At 61.8% G+C, this 14,613-nt stretch carries 10 protein-coding genes; 1 reads left to right on the forward strand and 9 read right to left on the reverse strand.

From position 1 onward, the window contains the following. Positions 1-51 precede the first annotated feature (51 nt). The 7 genes from NTD85_RS20830 to NTD85_RS20860 form a co-directional block, all read right to left on the reverse strand. Positions 52-1,689, reverse strand: a complete 1,638-nt coding sequence (locus NTD85_RS20830; RefSeq protein ID WP_262143098.1) for a BatD family protein — start codon at positions 1,687-1,689, stop codon at positions 52-54. Beyond that, positions 1,686-3,422, reverse strand: coding sequence for a tetratricopeptide repeat protein (locus NTD85_RS20835; RefSeq protein WP_262143099.1), 1,737 nt, complete (start codon positions 3,420-3,422; stop codon positions 1,686-1,688). The genes NTD85_RS20830 and NTD85_RS20835 overlap by 4 nt, the downstream gene beginning before the upstream one ends. Next, entirely contained in the window at positions 3,419-4,498 is a 1,080-nt protein-coding gene (locus NTD85_RS20840; protein WP_262143100.1) for a vWA domain-containing protein, read from the reverse strand. The genes NTD85_RS20835 and NTD85_RS20840 overlap by 4 nt, the downstream gene beginning before the upstream one ends. Further along, positions 4,491-4,988, reverse strand: a complete 498-nt coding sequence (locus tag NTD85_RS20845; protein WP_003225681.1) for a DUF4381 domain-containing protein — start codon at positions 4,986-4,988, stop codon at positions 4,491-4,493. The genes NTD85_RS20840 and NTD85_RS20845 overlap by 8 nt, the downstream gene beginning before the upstream one ends. Then, positions 4,985-5,929, reverse strand: a complete 945-nt coding sequence (locus NTD85_RS20850; RefSeq protein ID WP_103520886.1) for a DUF58 domain-containing protein — start codon at positions 5,927-5,929, stop codon at positions 4,985-4,987. The genes NTD85_RS20845 and NTD85_RS20850 overlap by 4 nt, the downstream gene beginning before the upstream one ends. A 5-nt stretch (positions 5,930-5,934) precedes the next feature. Further along, positions 5,935-6,894 carry an AAA family ATPase gene (locus NTD85_RS20855; RefSeq protein WP_003218556.1) on the reverse strand — a complete coding sequence of 320 codons (960 nt, stop codon included), beginning with the start codon at positions 6,892-6,894 and terminating at the stop codon, positions 5,935-5,937. A 302-nt stretch (positions 6,895-7,196) separates the two neighbouring features. After that, complete coding sequence (locus NTD85_RS20860; RefSeq protein WP_003225678.1) at positions 7,197-7,550, reverse strand: hypothetical protein; 354 nt, start codon at positions 7,548-7,550, stop codon at positions 7,197-7,199. A gap of 505 nt (positions 7,551-8,055) precedes the next feature. On the opposite strand from NTD85_RS20860, the gene NTD85_RS20865 reads away from it, so the two are divergent. Continuing rightward, positions 8,056-12,951 carry an NAD-glutamate dehydrogenase gene (locus NTD85_RS20865; protein WP_262143101.1) on the forward strand — a complete coding sequence of 1,632 codons (4,896 nt, stop codon included), beginning with the start codon at positions 8,056-8,058 and terminating at the stop codon, positions 12,949-12,951. Between the two features lie 164 nt (positions 12,952-13,115). Here the strand turns inward: NTD85_RS20865 and NTD85_RS20870 are convergent, their stop codons facing one another. After that, positions 13,116-13,829 (reverse strand): ATPase, encoded by a 714-nt coding sequence (locus NTD85_RS20870; protein WP_262143102.1) that lies wholly within the window; start codon positions 13,827-13,829, stop codon positions 13,116-13,118. 240 nt (positions 13,830-14,069) lie between these two features. Further along, on the reverse strand, positions 14,070-14,471 hold the full coding sequence (locus NTD85_RS20875) for a cupin domain-containing protein (protein WP_103520890.1): 402 nt from the start codon (positions 14,469-14,471) through the stop codon (positions 14,070-14,072). Positions 14,472-14,613 lie beyond the last annotated feature (142 nt).

Here is a 14,613-nt window from a genome sequence, read left to right on the forward strand (position 1 = left end):
CGCGAAACAAGCACGGGCGGCCCCCGCCGCAGGCTGCGATCTTTTTGCTTTTTACTTCGGGTAGAGCGGCGGCAACCCACTGTCACCTACCGGATCCTGCACCCGCTCCGCCGCCGGAATCGTGCGGATTGCCCGCCACAGATCTTCGCCTTGCCAATGCTGCCCCGTCTCGCTGTACAGCGCACCATTCAGGCCATCCAGCGCATCCGACAACGGCACAAACCGCGCTGCCATATCCGCTAGCGTCTCCGGCTGCTGACGCGCCCATGCATCGAGTGCCTGACGCGTGGCTTGCGGATCGTTGGCCTGGCTCGCACGCTTGATGTCGTCCATCAGTGTGCGCGGGCTCGGCCCAGTTTGTGCGGCGCGGTGCACCGCCGGTTGCCAGCGCGCGCGCCACCACAGGCCGAAGCCGAGGAGGGTGGTGCAGGCGAGGATCAGGGTGCTGAGTTTCCACCACCACAGCACATCGTTATCGACGACGCTCGGTTGCAGATTGCCGGCCGGGGTGTCGACCTGCAGGCTCGGGTTGTTCGCCACTTGCAGGGTGCGCGCCGGCAGGCTGGTGTGTTCCAGATGATCTTCGAAGGTGTTCCACCAGATCACGTCGACGCTCGGCAACTCGATCGCACCGCTGCGGCTGGGCACCAGCGCTTCGCGTTCTTCACGGCTGCCGATCAGGCCGCGCTCGCCGCTCTGGTTGCTCAGCACCGGTTGATCCGGGTAACGGCGCAGGCCGTTGGCGTCGGTGGCGGGCAGGGCCGGCAGTTGCGAACTGGCCAGGCCTTCGGCTTTCAGGGTCAGACTGCGGGTCAGGGAGTCGCCGACCTGAGTGTGATCCGGCTCCGGGTTCCAGCTTTCGCTCAGACTCAGGCTGCGGGCGGGCAGCCAGGGCGCATCGGCCGGGTAAGTCAGCGGTTTCGGTTTGACCGTCAGCGGAATCTCCGAGGAACTGACGCGCAACAGCTTGCCCGGTTTCGGGCCTTGCGCGGTCGCGTCCTGGGCGGGCTGGGTATCGACCAGCGTGGCACTGAACGTCTGCGGGGCGATGGTCAGCAAACCGCTGTGCTGCGGATAGATCGCGTAGCGCATCTCGATCACGCCATGACGCACGCCGTTGATGTCTTTCTCGTAGGTGCGCGTGTCGCCCAACTGCTCGATGCGCGCATCGGCGATCTGCAACGGGGTCAGGCTGCTGTCGTCGTACAGCGACACCGAGTGATAAATGCGCAGGGTCAGGATCGCTTGTGCCTGCACATACACGCTGGACTGATCGAGGCTGGCCTCGATGAACACCGGATCCGGATTGTTTTTCTCTTCGCGGGTATCGCTCTCGACCACTTGCACGGTGATCGGCTGGCTCTGCACCTCACCCAGTTGCAGCGGCGGAATGGTCACGCTGCCGTTCTCTTTCGGCAGCAGGGTGATGATCCAGCGCGTGGTCGCACGGTTGTCGCCATTGAGGGTGTTCAACTGGTTGACCTGGCGCGTGCCGCGCACCTCGAACAACGGCTCCAGCGGCGTCAGGTCGGGCTTGCCGAACTGCGTGACATCGTTGGTTTCGAGGGTGAGTTCGACCGTCTCGCCGGTGTTCAGGCGACTGCGATCCACACTGGCCGTCAGCTCGGCCGCCTGGGCGGTGGCCGTGCAGATCAGCAGGAGCAGCAAGAGAGCGGTGAAGCGGGTCATCGAGTTTTTCCCTGATCCTGATGTTGTTGCTGTTCGTACCAGAATTTGCGTCGCAGCAATTCCCCCGGGTTGTCCGGAATCTTGCCCAGCCATTGTTCCAGTGCCTGACGCTGTTCGCCTTCGAGGGTGTCCTCGCCGGGTTGCAGGATCGGCGCAGTATTCGGTGATTCATCCGGCGGGTTGCCCGGCACTTCGTTGGGTCCCGGTTGCGGTGGTGTGGTCGGCGGCGGTTCGTTGGCCGACTCGCCGGGCTGGGCCTCGCTCGGGGTGTCACTGTTGACCGCCGGTGGCGGCGCGGTCGCTGGCGGTGGTTCATCGCCGGGTACGTTCGGCTGGGCCGTTTGCGGCTGCGGCTCGGCCGGCGGCGGGGTGTTCTTCTGCTTGAGCAGGTTTTCCACCAGAGCCTTGTTGGTCAGCGCCGGACGCAAGTCCGGTTGCAGTTCCAGCGCTTGTTCGTAGGCGTCGATGGCCGCTTCCAACTCGCCACTTTTCGCCAGGGCGTTGCCACGATTGTAGTGGGCGCGGGCATCGCTGCCTTCGGCGAAACGCTGAGCGGCGCCACTGTAATCGCCGGCTTCGTACAACGCCAGCCCTTGCCACTGGTGATCTTCGAAGTGCTCGGCGGCTTCGGCCGGGCGCTTCTGCTTGAGCAGGTGCAGGCCCTGTTGGTCAGGGCGCAGCCACAGGTCTTCGAAATCGAAAGCGTAGCTCGGCTGGGGCAGACAAAACAGCAATGGCAGACAGAACAACCAGCCACGGCGTCCGGCGCAAGCGGCCAGCAGCAACAGTGGCAACAACAGCCAGTAACCCTGATCGGCCCAAGTGTCGAGGCGCACGGTCTGGCCATCGTTGCGCAGACTGCGCGGGCCATCAAGCAGGCCGAGGGCGCGCAAATCGCTCTCGTCCAGCCGCGCACTGTGGTAGTCGCCGCCGATGCTGGCGAGGAACGCGCCGAGGCTCGGGCTGTCGAGTTGCGGCACGCGGATCGCGCCTTGTTCATCCTTGAGGAAACTACCGTCCTCCTGAGCAATCGGTGCGCCTTCAGCGGTGCCGATGCCGAGCATCAGCAGTTGCGCCGATTGTTTGCCGAGGGCGCGGCGGATGCCTTGGCGTTCTTCTTCGCTCAGCGACGAGCCGATCAGCAGAATCCGCCCCTGACCGAGGGCGCCTTGCTTGAGCAATGTCAGCGCCTTGATGACCCCGAGGTCAGCGCGGTTGCCGCTTTCCGGCATCAATGACGGCTTGAGAGCGTCGAGCAGATTGCGACTGGTCGCCAGGTCATCCGACAGCGGCACCAGCGTGTGCGCACTGCCGGCGTAGACGACGATCGCGGTCTGCGCATCGCTGCGTGCCTGCAACAGGTCGAACAGTTTGCGCCGGGCCTGTTCCAGTCGCGTTGGCGGCGAGTCGGTGGCGAGCATTTCCGGGGTCAGTTCCAGCACGACGACCAGCGGGTCGGCAGGCTTCTGGCTGGTCTGTTCGACGCGCTCCCAGCTCGGTCCGAGCAGGGCGACAATGGTCAGCAGCCACGCCACGCCAAGGGCGACCCACGGCAGCTTACTGTCGCGACCGTTACCGCCACTGAGCAGCGTCGAGTGAAACGCCGGCGGCAGAATCATCTGCCAGCGCCCAGCGCGTTTCTGTCGGTGCCAGAGTTGCCAGAGCAACCAGCCCAGCAGCGGCAGGAGTAGCAGCCACCACGGGCGGAACCAGTGCGGCCAGAGCGCGATCATCGGCGCCTCCGCAGACGCAAACGCTTGAGGCGTTCGCGCCAGTCAGGCAGCGGACTTTGCAGATACAGCTCCTTGGTGAACAGGCGTTGCAACGGGTTGTCCGGCCACAATTCACGGGCGACCAGCAGCAGGCTCAACAGCAAGGCCAACGCCAGCGGCCACTGATACAAGGCTTGCGCGGGGCGCGCCTGGGTCGGTTGCTGAGTGACCGGTTCGAGCTGGTCGAGGGTGTTCTTGATCGCTTGCAGCTCTTTACCATCGCGGGCACGAAAATACTGACCGCCGGTGGCTTGGGCGATGGCTTTGAGCGCCGGCTCATCGAGATCCAGGCTCGGATTGACCCCAAGCAGGCCGGTGCTGCCGCTGGCTTCAGGGTCGGCACCGATGCCGATCGGATAGATCTTTACGCCTTCGCTGGCGGCCAATTTTGCCGCGGTGAGAGGATCGATTTCGCCGCCGTTGTTGGCGCCGTCGGTCACCAGGATCAACACTCGGCTCTGTGCCGGACGCATGCGCAGGCGTTTCAGCGCCAGACCGATAGCGTCGCCGATGGCGGTGTTTTTGCCGGCGATGCCGATACGCGCTTCATCGAGCCAGACGCGCACGGTGTGGCGGTCGAAGGTCAGCGGCGCTTGCAGGTACGCCTGACTGCCAAACAGGATCAGACCGACACGGTCACCGTCGCGGCTTTCAAGAAAGTCGCCGAGCAGATGCTGGACCAGCGTCAAGCGGCTGACATCTTCGTCCTGCCACTGCATATCGGGGAAATCCATCGAGCCGGACACATCCACCGCCACCAGCAGATCACGCCCGCTGGCGGCTATCGGCAACGGCTCGCCCAGCCACTGCGGGCGCGCGGCGGCAGCCAGCAGCAACAGCCACAGCAGCAGGAACGGTGCTTGCTGGCGCCACGCCGGCAGATTGGCTCGGGCACGCCGACGGGCGAGGCCTTCCAGGTCGCTGAGGAAACTCACTTTCAAGGCGGGCTCACCGCTGTCGGCCACCGGCAGCACGAGGCGCATCAGCCACGGCAGCGGCAACAGCAGGAAGATCCACGGCCAGGCAAACTCAAACATGCTTGCGGATCCAGGTGTCGACGGCTTGGGTCAGGCCGGCAATGGCTTTGTCGTCGAGTTTGCACTCGGGTTTGTAGGCGCCTTCGACCAGTACCATCCAGCGCGTTAGGCCGGCTGCCGGGCAGCGGTTGTCGAGAAACGCCAGCCATTTGCGGCCGTTGAGCGTGTGGCTCTGGCTGTAGGGGTAATGGTTGCGGCACAGGCGTTTGAGCAGGCCGTTGAGTTGTTGCAGCCAGGCGCCGGCGGGTGCGCCGTCGTAGGGTTTGGGCATCTGCGCCAGTTCGGCGAGAGCGGCGATGCGCACCGGGTCGAGCGGTTGTTCGGCGCGCACGATCGGGCGTTTCTTGATTGGAATGAACCGGCGCAGGCGCCACGCGGCGAAGCCGAGCAACGGTAACAACAGAAGCAGCAACCACCAGCCCGGCGCCGGCGGCCAGAAGGCAATCGGTGGCGGGGAAATCAGCGGTTGCAGTTGTTCGAGGCCGTTCATCGTCCTGTCCCCGGACGCTGCGGATTGAGAAACTCGCGCATCTGCTCGACCATCTCGCTTTGCGTGCTCAGCGGCATCAGCAATACCCGCAGTTTCTGCGCGAGCAGCTCCCAGCGGGCGATGCGTGCTTCGGCCTGGGCGCGATACGTCTGGCGCAGCTCGAAATTCAGCGTGTCGAGTTCCAGTTGCGCGCCGCGCTCGGCGAATCGTAAAAGCCCGGCGGCGGGCAGGGCGTGATCCAGCGGATCGGACAGCGGCAGCAGCAGCAAGTCGCAGTGCCGTGACAGCAGGCTCAGTTGTTGTTCGGCGCTGTCCGACAGTGCGCGCTCATCGCAAATCACGATGGCCAGGCTGCCCGGGCGCAGCACCTCACGCGCACGGCGCAGGGCCACGCCAAAGGCATCGTGATCCGGTTCGCGTTCGGTATGCAGCGACTGGTTGACCTTGACCAGCCGGTTGAGCAATTGCAGCAGGCTTTGTTTGCTGCGCCGGGGTTTGATTTCGTAGTGCTCGTTGTCACCGAACACCAGCCCGCCAACCCGGTCGTTGTGGCCGAGGGCCGCCCAGCCGATCAGCGCCGCCACTTGCGCCGCCAGCACCGACTTGAACATCAGCCCCGAGCCAAAAAACAGCCGGGTGCTTTGCTCGACCATGATGAAAATCGGGCGCTCGCGTTCTTCATGGAACAGCTTGGTGTGCGGCTCCTGGGTGCGCGCCGTCACGCGCCAGTCGATGGTGCGTACGTCGTCGCCGGCCTGATAGACCCGCACCTGATCGAAGTCGACGCCACGGCCACGGAATTTCGAGTGATGCAGACCGATCAGCGGACTGCGCTGACTGGGCGTGGAAAACAGCTGCACTTCGCGCACACGGTGGCGCATCTCGATCAGGTCGGTGAGGCTGATGCGGATGCCCGGTTCGGACGGCAGGGGGGCGTTCATGGGGGTCAAGCGACGGCTACGACGTCGAGAATCCGCTGCACCACCCGATCCTGATCGATGCCGGCGGCTTCGGCTTCAAACGACAGAATGATGCGGTGACGCAACACGTCGAACAGCACGGCCTGAATATCCTCGGGGCTGACGAAATCGCGACCGGCCAGCCACGCGTGAGCACGGGCGCAGCGGTCGAGGGCGATCGAGCCGCGCGGGCTGGCGCCATAGGCGATCCACTCGGCCATTTCCGGGTCGAATTTGGCCGGCGTGCGCGTGGCCATGACCAGTTGCACCAGGTATTCCTCCACGGCGTCGGCCATGTACAGACCGAGGATTTCCTTGCGCGCGGCGAAGATCGCTTGCTGGCTGACCCGGCGCTCGGGTTTGGTTTCGCCATTGAGGGCTTCGCCACGGGCCTGTTGCAGGATGCGGCGTTCGACGGCGGCGTCGGGGAAGCCGATTTTCACGTGCATCAGGAAACGGTCGAGCTGCGCTTCGGGCAGCGGGTAGGTGCCTTCCTGCTCGATCGGGTTCTGCGTGGCCATCACCAGGAACAGCGGCGACAGTTCATACGTGCTGCGTCCGACGCTGACCTGCCGTTCGGCCATGGCTTCGAGCAGCGCCGATTGCACCTTGGCCGGCGCACGGTTGATTTCGTCCGCCAGTACCAGGTTGTGGAAGATCGGCCCTTGCTGGAACACGAAACTGCCGGTTTCCGGGCGATAGATCTCGGTGCCGGTGATGTCGGCCGGCAGCAGATCCGGGGTGAACTGGATGCGATGGAACTGGGCTTCGATGCCCTCGGCGAGTTCTTTGATCGCTTTGGTCTTGGCCAGACCTGGAGCACCCTCGACCAGCATGTGGCCGTCGGCGAGCAGGGCGATGAGCAAACGCTCGATGAGTTTTTCCTGGCCGAGAATCTGCGTTGAAAGAAAGGTTCGCAGCGCCAGCAGCGCTTCACGATGTTCCATCGGTGACTGTTCCTGGAAAGGGTGGCCGCAGGCGTTCGGATAACGCCGTGGCTGGGGGCGTTACTTTAATCCATCGAGGGGGGTGGCGACTAACGGCATTTTGCGCAAAGTGCGGGAAATGACTGGGGCAATTGTTGGAATTTTGTAGCCGGAGAAAGGTGCAGTGTTCTTTCGGGCCTCTTCGCGAGCAGGCTCGCTCCCACATTTGAACGGCGTACACCCATCAATGTGGGAGCGAGCCTGCTCGCGAAGGGGGCAGTCCGGACGACATCAAGTTTCGCCTCATCGCTGGCAAGCCAGCATCAAATCTGGCTGATATAGGTCCCGGTGCCATCAAGGATGTTCTTCAGGGTTTCTTCAACTTCAGCCAGATCAACCATGTCCGGATTGAAGGTAATCTCCAGCACATCATCCCCATTCAGCGCATCGGCATCCGCCGCCGCGATCTCGATCTTCAGCAGAGTCTTGGTCAAGGTGACTTTCACGCCGTCCAACGTCGAAGGCTCGCCATCCAGCGTGATCTCCAGCTCATCCTCGTCCGGGTAGCGGCTCATCAGAAACATGTCGCCCTTGTCGCTGTGGCAGCAGAGCATGGCCATGTTGTCTTCTTCGTCGTCGCACGGGTTGACGATCAAAAGGGCGGTGGTCATTTGCATGGGAAATTCCTGCCTCGGCGGGCGTGTTGGTCGCAATTGGGCGCGATTCTGCCAGTCCTCGGGAATTTCTGCATGTGAGAGTGTCAGAGGATGTGTCGTGAACGCGACACAGGTCAATGGTCACTTCTGGCACAGATGTACCGTAAATACGGGCATTCAAGCCGGCGTTTTGCGCCATGAATGCTAGTGTTTATCGGTGCCGAACCCCTTGTTTACGTGCCAATGACCGAATATGTCGCAGCACCGCAAGCAGACACATTGTCGCACCCATTAAGCTGCGCAACGGATGAGCACCCGTAAAGGCATTGTCGGCAGCCCTGACAGTCGTTTTTGCAGATGCTCATTCAATGGAAGGTGAATGTGACCTGAGTGTCGTGTCCAGCTTCACCCACCTGTCACCCTGTTTCCTCTGCCCGAGAATCAGGAACAGGGCGACGGAGGCCCCGAAAGGGGTTTTGCAAGCGACGCTTTCCATCAATAACAAGCCCCAAGCGGAGTACCACAGATGGCGTTCTTCACCGCAGCCAGCAAAGCCGACTTCCAGCACCAACTGCAAGCGGCACTGGCGCAGCACATCAGTGAACAGGCACTGCCACAAGTGGCGCTGTTTGCTGAACAATTCTTCGGCATCATTTCCCTGGACGAGCTGACTCAACGTCGCCTCTCCGACCTCGCTGGCTGTACTCTTTCTGCGTGGCGCCTGCTTGAGCGCTTCGATCACGCGCAACCGCAAGTGCGCGTCTACAACCCCGATTACGAACGTCATGGCTGGCAGTCGACCCACACCGCGGTTGAGGTGCTGCACCACGACCTGCCGTTCCTGGTCGACTCGGTCCGCACCGAGCTGAACCGCCGCGGCTACAGCATCCACACCCTGCAAACCACCGTGCTCAGCGTACGTCGTGGCAGCAAGGGCGAGTTGCTGGAAATCCTGCCGAAGGGCAGCACCGGCGAAGGCGTGCTGCACGAGTCGCTGATGTACCTGGAAATCGACCGCTGCGCCAACGCGGCCGAACTCAATGTGCTGAGCAAAGAGCTGGAGCAGGTGCTCGGTGAAGTGCGCGTCGCGGTCGCTGATTTCGAGCCGATGAAGGCCAAGGTGCAGGAGATCCTCACCAAGCTCGATCACAGCGCATTCGCCGTCGATGCCGACGAAAAGACTGAAATCAAGAGCTTCCTGGAATGGCTGGTGGGCAACCACTTCACCTTCCTCGGCTACGAAGAGTTCACCGTTGTCGATCAGGCCGATGGCGGCCATATCGAATACGACCAGAATTCCTTCCTCGGCCTGACCAAACTGCTGCGCACCGGTCTGACCGACGAAGACCGTCACATCGAAGACTACGCGGTGAACTACCTGCGCGAACCGACCCTGCTGTCGTTCGCCAAGGCTGCGCACCCGAGCCGCGTACACCGTCCTGCCTACCCGGACTACGTGTCGATCCGTGAAATCGACGCCGACGGCAACGTCATCAAGGAACACCGTTTCATGGGCCTGTACACCTCTTCGGTGTATGGCGAGAGCGTGCGGGTCATTCCGTTCATCCGTCGCAAGGTCGAAGAAATCGAACGCCGCTCCGGCTTCCAGTCCAAGGCTCACCTGGGCAAGGAACTGGCGCAGGTACTCGAAGTGCTGCCGCGTGATGACCTGTTCCAGACCCCGGTCGACGAGCTGTTCAGCACCGTGATGTCGATCGTGCAGATCCAGGAACGCAACAAGATCCGCGTGTTCCTGCGCAAAGACCCATACGGTCGCTTCTGCTACTGCCTGGCCTACGTGCCGCGCGACATCTATTCCACCGAAGTGCGCCAGAAGATCCAGCAGGTGCTGATGGAGCGCCTGAAGGCCACCGACTGCGAGTTCTGGACCTTCTTCTCCGAGTCCGTGCTGGCTCGCGTGCAGCTGATCCTGCGCGTCGATCCGAAGAACCGCATCGACATCGACCCGCTGCTGCTGGAAAAAGAAGTGGTACAGGCCTGCCGCAGCTGGCAGGACGACTACGCCGCACTGACCGTCGAAAGCTTCGGCGAAGCCCACGGCACCAACGTGCTGGCGGACTTCCCGAAAGGCTTCCCGGCCGGCTACCGCGAGCGTTTCGCGGCGCATTCGGCCGTGGTCGACATGCAGCACCTGCTGAGCCTGAACGAAAAAAATCCGCTGGTGATGAGCTTCTATCAGCCGCTGGGTCAGGTGTCCGGCCAACGCGAGCTGCATTGCAAGCTGTACCACGCCGATACCCCGCTGGCGCTGTCCGACGTGTTGCCGATTCTGGAAAACCTCGGCCTGCGCGTGCTGGGCGAGTTCCCGTACCGTCTGCGTCACACCAATGGCCGCGAGTTCTGGATCCACGACTTCGCGTTCACCGCGGCTGAAGGTCTGGAGCTGGACATCCAGCAACTCAACGACACCCTGCAGGACGCATTCGTCCACATCGTCCGTGGCGATGCCGAGAACGATGCGTTCAACCGTCTGGTGCTGACCGCCGGTCTGCCATGGCGCGACGTCGCGCTGCTGCGTGCCTACGCCCGTTACCTGAAGCAGATTCGTCTGGGCTTCGACCTGGGTTACATCGCCAGCACCCTGAACAACCACACCGACATCGCTCGCGAGCTGACCCGGTTGTTCAAGACCCGTTTCTACCTGGCGCGCAAGCTGGGCAGCGATGATCTGGAAGACAAGCAGCAGCGTCTGGAACAAGCGATTCTGACCGCACTGGACGACGTTCAGGTGCTCAACGAAGACCGCATCCTGCGTCGCTACCTGGACCTGATCAAAGCCACTCTGCGCACCAACTTCTATCAGACTGATGCCAACGGCCAGAACAAGTCGTACTTCAGCTTCAAGTTCAACCCGCACGCGATTCCAGAGCTGCCGAAGCCAGTACCGAAGTTCGAAATCTTCGTTTACTCGCCACGCGTCGAAGGCGTGCACCTGCGCTTCGGCAACGTTGCCCGTGGTGGTCTGCGCTGGTCCGACCGTGAAGAAGACTTCCGTACCGAAGTCCTCGGCCTGGTGAAAGCCCAGCAAGTGAAGAACTCGGTCATCGTGCCGGTGGGTGCGAAGGGCGGCTTCCTGCCGCGTCGTCTGCCACTGGGCGGCAGCCGTGACGAGATCGCGGCCGAGGGCATCGCCTGCTACCGCATCTTCATCTCCGGTCTGCTGGACATCACCGACAACCTGAAAGACGGCGCGCTGGTGCCGCCGGCCAACGTCGTGCGTCATGACGACGATGACCCGTACCTCGTTGTGGCAGCGGACAAGGGCACTGCAACCTTCTCCGACATCGCCAACGGCATCGCCATCGACTACGGCTTCTGGCTGGGCGACGCGTTCGCCTCCGGTGGTTCCGCCGGTTATGACCACAAGAAAATGGGCATCACCGCCAAGGGCGCGTGGGTTGGCGTACAGCGCCACTTCCGCGAGCGCGGCATCAATGTTCAGGAAGACAGCATCACTGTGGTCGGCGTCGGTGACATGGCCGGTGACGTGTTCGGTAACGGCCTGTTGATGTCTGACAAGCTGCAACTGGTTGCCGCGTTCAACCACATGCACATCTTCATCGATCCGAACCCGAACCCGGCGACCAGCTTCGTCGAGCGTCAGCGCATGTTCGACCTGCCGCGTTCGGCCTGGACCGACTACGACACCAGCATCATGTCTGAAGGCGGCGGTATCTTCTCGCGCAGCGCGAAGAGCATCGCCATCTCGCCGCAGATGAAAGAACGCTTCGACATCAAGGCCGACAAGCTGACCCCGACCGAACTGCTGAACGCCTTGCTCAAGGCACCGGTGGATCTGCTGTGGAACGGCGGTATCGGTACTTACGTCAAGGCCAGCACCGAAAGCCATGCCGACGTGGGCGACAAGGCCAACGACGCACTGCGCGTGAACGGCAACGAGCTGCGCTGCAAAGTGGTGGGCGAGGGCGGTAACCTCGGCATGACCCAACTGGGTCGTGTGGAATTCGGTCTCAATGGCGGCGGTTCCAACACCGACTTCATCGACAACGCCGGTGGCGTGGACTGCTCCGACCACGAAGTGAACATCAAGATCCTGCTGAACGAAGTGGTTCAGGCCGGCGACATGACAGACAAGCAACGCAACCAGTTGCTGGCGAGCATGACCGACGAAGTCGGTGGTCTGGTGCTGGGCAACAACTACAAGCAGACTCAGGCTCTGTCCCTGGCGGCGCGTCGTGCCTACGAGCGCATTGCCGAGTACAAGCGTCTGATGAGCGATCTGGAAGGTCGTGGCAAGCTGGATCGTGCCATCGAGTTCCTGCCGACCGAAGAGCAGATCAACGAGCGCGTTGCGGCAGGCCATGGCCTGACCCGTCCCGAGCTGTCGGTACTGATCTCGTACAGCAAGATCGACCTCAAGGAGCAGTTGCTGGGTTCGCTGGTGCCGGACGACGACTACCTGACCCGCGACATGGAAACGGCGTTCCCGCCGACCCTGGTCAGCAAGTTCTCCGAAGCCATGCGTCGTCACCGTCTGAAGCGCGAGATCGTCAGCACCCAGATTGCCAACGATCTGGTCAACCACATGGGCATCACCTTCGTTCAGCGACTCAAAGAGTCGACCGGCATGAGCCCGGCGAACGTGGCGGGCGCTTACGTGATCGTGCGTGACATCTTCCACCTCCCGCACTGGTTCCGTCAGATTGAAGCGCTGGACTACCAAGTAAGCGCTGACGTGCAACTGGAACTGATGGACGAGCTGATGCGTCTGGGCCGTCGCGCTACGCGCTGGTTCCTGCGTGCCCGTCGCAACGAGCAGAACGCTGCCCGTGATGTGGCGCACTTCGGTCCGCACCTGAAGGAGCTGGGGCTGAAGCTCGACGAACTGCTGAGCGGCGAAATCCGCGAAAACTGGCAGGCGCGTTATCAGGCTTACGTCGCGGCCGGTGTTCCGGAGTTGCTGGCGCGTATGGTGGCGGGTACCTCGCACCTGTACACCCTGCTGCCGATCATCGAAGCTTCCGACGTGACCGGGCAGAACCCTGCCGAAGTGGCCAAGGCCTACTTCGCCGTGGGCAGTGCGCTGGACATCACCTGGTACCTGCAACAGATCAGCGCGCTGCCGGTTGAAAACAACTGGCAGGCCCTGGCCCGTGAAGCGTTCCGTGATGACGTGGACTGGCAGCAACGTGCGATCACCATCTCCGTCCTGCAACAGGGCGACGGCACACTGGATGTGGAAGCACGTCTGGCGCTGTGGATGGAACAGCACGAAGGCATGATCGAGCGCTGGCGCGCCATGCTGGTGGAAATCCGTGCTGCGAGCGGCACCGACTACGCCATGTACGCCGTTGCCAACCGCGAACTGCTCGACCTGGCGTTGAGTGGGCAAGCGGTGGTGCCTGCGACTGCTGCAAATGCCGAGCTTGAACTGGCCTGAGTAGTGGTTGAATGAGAAAGCCCCGGTGTCGTGAGATGCCGGGGCTTTTTTATGTCTGTGGGTTTTGGTTGCCTGGTCTGGCCCCTTCGCGAGCAAGCTCGCTCCCACATTTGAAATGCATTCCCCCTGTGGGAGCGAGCTTGCTCGCGAAGAGGCCTTTTGCATCAATACAATTTATGTGCTTGTTTGTTATCCAGCATCGACACTTTATCTGTCGGCCTGGTCAATAAATTACTGAGCGACTGGTCAAACTTCTGCAAGGCTCTGACTTGTACATCTTCCTGTTGATTGATATCGGCCACGATCTCTTCCGACCGTTTGAAGTCCGCCCATACCGGCGTCAACTCTTTCGCCTCGGAACCTTTCGCCGTCCCGACGTAGTTGAACTTCGCATCATAAAAATCCGCACTCACATCAGCTTTGATGTCGGAACTGCGCGAAGTGATCAACTGGCTGTGGGTATCGACGATCGCCACCACATCGGGGTTAGCCGCACGCAGGCTCTGCATGTCCGGGTACACCGTCACCGAGCCGAACTGCCGTTGCAGCGAGGCCTTGACCCAGTCCACCGCCATGTCGGGTTTTGAGGTGGCGACGTAGGCGTCGTGGATCGGCTGCACCAGCAGGCTCTGGCCGAAACCGGTGCCGGCGTTGGCCTGGTAGTTACGCAGGTATTCGCGGTTGGTCTGGGTGCTTGGGCTGTAGACCACGCCCAACGACACGCCGGGACCACTTTTTACCTGAGCGGCGCTGCTGCGCCCGACCGGTTGGGTAAACAATGTATCGAGGGACGAGACCGCTTGTGGCGCGGTGGGTACTGAACAGGCGGACAAGGCTAAAACCGATATCGCCAAGGTGCTGGCAAACGCAAGTTTCATGGTGAGTCTCCCGTGAAGCAACTTCAGTCGAAAGTCATTGTTGTCGCGGCTGTTTGTGATGGGCACACGACAGTTAACTCAGACTAAACCCGCCAAGCTGTAAATAACCTGACAATTTCCCCGCTAATGATCGTGCGATAGTTTTATTTGCTTTAAGTCGAATCGGTTAATTGCCTGGGGAAATAAAAAGGCGCGAAACGATGTTTTGCGCCTTTTTATTTATGGCTGTGCAAACAACCATCAGTTTTTCAAGGGGATCAGCACTTGCTCGTCCGGGGCCAATACCATGAACACCAGCAACTTCGCCGGTTTGGTCTGGCTGGCGTTTTTCGACACCAGATGTTCGGAGCCGGCCGGTTCGTACCAGAATTGGCCCTTCTTGTAGGTGATCGCCTGTTCACCCTTGACCTGGGAAATCACTTCGCCCTCGAGCACGTAGGCCATGGCGGTGCCGTCGTGTTTATGGGCGATGGACGATTGGCCGGGCTGGTAATCGACTTCGATCATCATGGCTTTCTTGCCGGGGGCGTTTTTCAGCATCTGGTCTTGCAGCACCGTGACTTTCTCGGACGGATCGTGGGCCAGCGCAGCGGCAGACAGGGACAGGGCGAGAACGGCGGTGAAGAGGTGCAGGGCTTTCATGGCGGATCACCTGTGGGAGGAGGGGGTGGTGATCACAGTAGTCTGCGGGGCGGGGTATTCAAACGGCCAATATTCGGGAAGATCGGGTGACCAATCAGCAGTGCGGCGGTGCGGCGGAATACGCCTTCGCGGGGGCGGCCCC

Source organism: Pseudomonas sp. 13B_3.2_Bac1 (assembly GCF_025466205.1).
Lineage (GTDB): Bacteria > Pseudomonadota > Gammaproteobacteria > Pseudomonadales > Pseudomonadaceae > Aquipseudomonas > Aquipseudomonas fluorescens_H.

What these genes read in the sequence shown, in the direction of transcription:
- NTD85_RS20830 (WP_262143098.1), bottom strand. Translation starts at nt 1,689, where the DNA reads ATGACCCGCTTCACCGCTCTCTTGCTGCTCCTGCTGATCTGCACGGCC.
- NTD85_RS20835 (WP_262143099.1), bottom strand. Translation starts at nt 3,422, where the DNA reads ATGATCGCGCTCTGGCCGCACTGGTTCCGCCCGTGGTGGCTGCTACTC.
- NTD85_RS20840 (WP_262143100.1), bottom strand. Translation starts at nt 4,498, where the DNA reads ATGTTTGAGTTTGCCTGGCCGTGGATCTTCCTGCTGTTGCCGCTGCCG.
- NTD85_RS20845 (WP_003225681.1), bottom strand. Translation starts at nt 4,988, where the DNA reads ATGAACGGCCTCGAACAACTGCAACCGCTGATTTCCCCGCCACCGATT.
- NTD85_RS20850 (WP_103520886.1), bottom strand. Translation starts at nt 5,929, where the DNA reads ATGAACGCCCCCCTGCCGTCCGAACCGGGCATCCGCATCAGCCTCACC.
- NTD85_RS20855 (WP_003218556.1), bottom strand. Translation starts at nt 6,894, where the DNA reads ATGGAACATCGTGAAGCGCTGCTGGCGCTGCGAACCTTTCTTTCAACG.
- NTD85_RS20860 (WP_003225678.1), bottom strand. Translation starts at nt 7,550, where the DNA reads ATGCAAATGACCACCGCCCTTTTGATCGTCAACCCGTGCGACGACGAA.
- NTD85_RS20865 (WP_262143101.1), top strand. Translation starts at nt 8,056, where the DNA reads ATGGCGTTCTTCACCGCAGCCAGCAAAGCCGACTTCCAGCACCAACTG.
- NTD85_RS20870 (WP_262143102.1), bottom strand. Translation starts at nt 13,829, where the DNA reads ATGAAACTTGCGTTTGCCAGCACCTTGGCGATATCGGTTTTAGCCTTG.
- NTD85_RS20875 (WP_103520890.1), bottom strand. Translation starts at nt 14,471, where the DNA reads ATGAAAGCCCTGCACCTCTTCACCGCCGTTCTCGCCCTGTCCCTGTCT.